The 3999-nt window shown below is 67.7% G+C and carries 4 protein-coding genes; all 4 read left to right on the top strand.

The window, feature by feature from the left end; all coding sequences use genetic code 11:
* The first annotated feature begins 205 nt into the window (after positions 1–205).
* Positions 206–1546, top strand: coding sequence for an enolase C-terminal domain-like protein (locus N864_RS19875; protein ID WP_034721441.1), 1341 nt, complete (start codon positions 206–208; stop codon positions 1544–1546).
* A 53-nt stretch (positions 1547–1599) separates the two neighbouring features.
* Positions 1600–2427 carry a transporter substrate-binding domain-containing protein gene (locus N864_RS19870; RefSeq protein WP_034721438.1) on the top strand — a complete coding sequence of 276 codons (828 nt, stop codon included), beginning with the start codon at positions 1600–1602 and terminating at the stop codon, positions 2425–2427.
* 90 nt (positions 2428–2517) lie between these two features.
* On the top strand, positions 2518–3189 hold the full coding sequence (locus N864_RS19865) for an amino acid ABC transporter permease (RefSeq protein ID WP_034721435.1): 672 nt from the start codon (positions 2518–2520) through the stop codon (positions 3187–3189).
* Positions 3182–3889: an amino acid ABC transporter permease gene (locus N864_RS19860; protein WP_051518842.1), complete on the top strand. Its 708-nt coding sequence runs from the start codon at positions 3182–3184 to the stop codon at positions 3887–3889. Before N864_RS19865 ends, N864_RS19860 begins: the two co-directional genes overlap by 8 nt.
* Positions 3890–3999: the final 110 nt, after the last annotated feature.

Here is a 3999-nt window from a genome sequence, read left to right as displayed (position 1 = left end):
GTCGATCGACCGCGCCGGCCTGCCGGCCGTGCGGCTGGCCGCTCACCCTCGGGGCCGCGCGGTGTCGGCTCGAGCCGACCCGCCGGGGCGCGGGGTCCGGGGTCCGGCCGAGGTATTGGGAAGTCGCGGGGTCTTGACGGCCCGCAAACGCGAACTATACGGTGATCTCAATTCCTATAGGATTTCTCAAGGAGATATAGGCACCGTGTCCAAGGTCATCTCAGTAGTCAGCCGCGACGTCCGCTTTCCCACCTCCCTGGACCTTGACGGATCGGACGCGGTCAACGTCGACCCGGACTACTCCGCCGCCTACGTTCTCGTGACGCTGGACACCGGCGAGGAGGGCCACGCCTTCGTCTTCACCTGCGGCCGCGGCAACGAGATCGTCACGCAGGCCATCGACTCCTACGGGCAGCTTCTGCTCGGCCGCGACGGCGACGAGCTCGTCGGCAACCTCGGCGAGGCCTCGAAGCGGCTGGTCCACGACTCCCAGATGCGCTGGCTCGGCCCGGAGAAGGGCGTCTCCCAGATGGCCTGTGGAGCGCTGGTCAACGCACTCTGGGACATCCGAGCCCGGCGCGAGGGCAAGCCGCTGTGGCTGCTGCTCAGCGAGATGGCACCGGAGGAGCTCGTTGACGTCGTCGACTTCACCCACATCACCGATGCCCTCACCCCGGACCAGGCCCTCGACATCCTGCGGCGCGGTCAGGGCGGCAAGGCCGAGCGGATCGCCGAGCTGCAGGCGGGCGGCTACCCCGCCTACACGACATCGCCCGGCTGGCTCGGCTACAGCGACGAGAAGCTGCTGCGCCTCAGCCGGGAGGCGGTCGCCGACGGGTTCGGCATGGTCAAGCTCAAGGTCGGGGGCTCCCTCGAGGACGACCGCCGCCGCCTCGGCCTCGTCCGCCACGAGCTGCCCCAGCTGCCCGTCGCCATCGACGCCAACCAGCGGTGGGACGTCGCGGACGCGATCGAGTGGGTGAGCGCCCTGGCGGACTTCGAGCCGTACTGGATCGAGGAGCCGACGAGCACCGACGACATCCTCGGTCACGCAGCCATCCGACGCGGGGTGGCGCCGACCCGGGTCGCGACCGGCGAGGCGGTGCACAACCGGATCATGTTCAAGCAGCTGCTCCAGGCCGGGGCCATCGACGTCCTGCAGCTCGACTCCACCCGGGTGGCCGGCGTCAACGAGAACGTCGCCACCCTGCTGCTGGCCGCCCGGTTCGGTGTGCCGGTCTGCCCGCATGCGGGAGGGGTCGGGCTGTGTGAGCTGGTGCAGCACTTCTCCTTCTTCGACTACGCGGCCGTGTCGACCTCGCAGGAGGGGCGCTTCATCGAGTACGTCGATCACCTGCACGAGCACTTCGCCGAGCCGGTCCGGATCGCGGGGGGCCGCTACGCGGCACCGCAGCTGCCGGGCAACGGGGCAGAGATGCTCCTCGACTCGCGGCTGCGCTGGTCCTATCCCGACGGGGCCGGCTGGCGCGAGGTCGGGGACCGGGCCGCCGTCACCGAGCCGCACATGACTCCCGCCGAGGTGTGAGTCCTTTATCCATGAGAGCAACAAAGACAAACCGGCATCCGAAGGGATAGACAATGATTGGTCGCAAGAAGATCTGGGCGGCGGTGGCCGCCGTCCTGGCCCTGACCACCGCGGGCTGCACGAGCAGCTCGGGGTCCGAGAAGGGCGCGGCGGCAGGCTCGGCGTCCGACAGCCACCTGAACAAGGTGCTCAAGTCGCACACCCTCCGGGTGGGTGTCCAGACCGAAGCCGCCCCCTGGGGCGTCCGCAAGTCCGACGGCAGCTACGAGGGCTTCGACATCGACCTGGCCAATGCGCTCGGCAAGGCGTTGGGCGCCAAGGTGGAATTCGTCCCGGCGACGAACGAGAGCCGCATCCCGATGCTGCAGGCCGACAAGGCCGACGTCATCATCGCGTCCTTCACGGCCACCAACGAGCGCGCCCAGCAGGTCGCCTTCTCCGTCCCCTACGCCTCGGGCGGCACGCTCATCGCCGTCGCGAAGAACAGCGGCATCCAGAGCTACGCAGACCTGGCCGGCAAGAGCGTCTCCGCGAGCCGGGGGAGCATCGGGGAGCAGATCCTCAAGACCCAGCTGCCCAAGGCCAACCCGGCGCTGTTCAACACCTTCGCCGACTCCGTCCAGGCCCTCAAGAGCGGCAAGGTCGACGCGCTCATCGAGAACAACGTCATCGTCCCCGACCTGGTCCGCACCGACCCGAGCATCAAGATCCTGCAGGGCCCGGTGCTCAACCCGTCGCTGATGGCGATCGGTATCCAGCAGAGCGACCAGATCTGGCTCAACTACCTCAACAACTTCGTCCGCAACTACAACGTGTCTGGTGCGAACGAGGCCGCGACCCAGAAGTGGCTGCACCAGCCGATGCCCGACTTCTTGAAGTGACTGGACGCGGAAGGGACAGAGCCGGCGCCTCGAGCACGCACGGCGCCCGCGACCGTCGGCCCTGTCCCCGACGCTGACGGAAGGACCGTCATGACCTTCTTCTACGGAGACCTGCTGCCCTTCGCGGGCCAGCTGCTCTCCGCGCTGTGGACGAGCGTCTACATCACCGTGATCGCCATGGTGGTCGGCAGCGCCTTCGCGGTGCTGCTCTATCTGGGCAAGAGCGGCGGCAGCCCCTGGCTGTCGCGGCTCTGCTCGGCCTACATCGAGGTGTTCCGCAACACCCCCCTGCTGGTCCAGCTCTACCTCATCTACTTCGGGCTGCCGGTCGTCGGGATCAACCTGAACCCGATCTGGGCGGGCATCGTCGCGCTCACACTGAACAACGCCGCCTACACCGCCGAGATCTACCGCGCCGGCTTCGAGTCGGTCCCGCCCGGCATCGTCGAGGCGGGTCAGGCCCTGGGGATGCGGCGAGGGACCCTCTTCCGCCACGTCATCTTCATGCCGGCGACCCGCAACGTCTTCCCCGCGCTGACGAACCAGTTCATCCTGCTCTTCCTCGCCTCCTCGATCGCGTCGATCATCGGGCTGCCGGAGCTGATGAACTCCATCCTCAACATCAACAACCACACGTACCGCACCTTCGAGATCCTCTCCGTCGGCGGCCTGCTCTACTTCGTAGTCGCCGGCCTGTTCGCACTCGGCTCACGGATCGCGGAGTCCCGACTCTTCGGCTGGGGGGTGAAGCGCCATGCTTAGGTCGTTCGGCTGGCAGGACATCGAGGCGCTGGCGCGCGGCGCCCTGTGGACGCTGGCGCTCTGCGCCATCTCCGGGGTGCTCGGAACCCTCCTCGGCGGTGTCATCGGTCTCGCGGCGACCAGCCCGAGCCGGATCGCCCGGTGGGTTGCCACCGCCCTGGTGACCTTCGTGCGCGGAATCCCCCTGCTCATCATCGTGTTCTTCGCGTACTTCGGGATCCCGCTCCTGTTCCCGGACCTGTCCCTCTCGGCGTTCGCCACTGCGGTCATCGCGCTCACGGTGTTCGCGTCCGTCTACCTGGCCGAGATCTTCCGGGGCAGCATCAACGCCGTCCCGAGGGGCCAGTGGGAGGCGGCGGACGCGCTCGGGCTCGGCTACGTCAAGAAGCTCCGGTATGTCGTGCTTCCCCAGGCGATGCGGATCGTCGTCCCACCGGCGATCGGCTTCCTGATCGCCCTCATCAAGGACTCGTCACTCGTCACGGTGATCGGCTTCGTGGAGCTGACCCACGCCGGCACCATTACGAGCAACCTCACGGCCAACCCGATCCTGACCTACTCCGTCGTCGCGGCGTTCTACTTCGTCATCTGCTACGGCGTGTCCCGACTCGGGCGCTGGTACGAGCAGCGCAGCCCGACGGACAAGGCCGCCGTCGACCCCGAAGAGAAGCCCTCCGCCCTGCAACTCGAAGGCGTGTGACCCATGATCATCGTCAAGGACCTCCACAAGAAGTTCGGCACCAACGAGGTGCTGCGCGGCATCGACTGCCGGGTCGAGGAGCAAGAGGTCGTCTGTCTCATCGGACCGTC

Origin of the sequence: Intrasporangium chromatireducens Q5-1 (assembly GCF_000576575.1) — a bacterium.
Classification (GTDB): domain Bacteria; phylum Actinomycetota; class Actinomycetes; order Actinomycetales; family Dermatophilaceae; genus Intrasporangium_A; species Intrasporangium_A chromatireducens.
The sequence above is the reverse complement of the archived record's forward strand: the minus strand, read 5'-3'. Positions and strand labels throughout refer to the sequence as shown.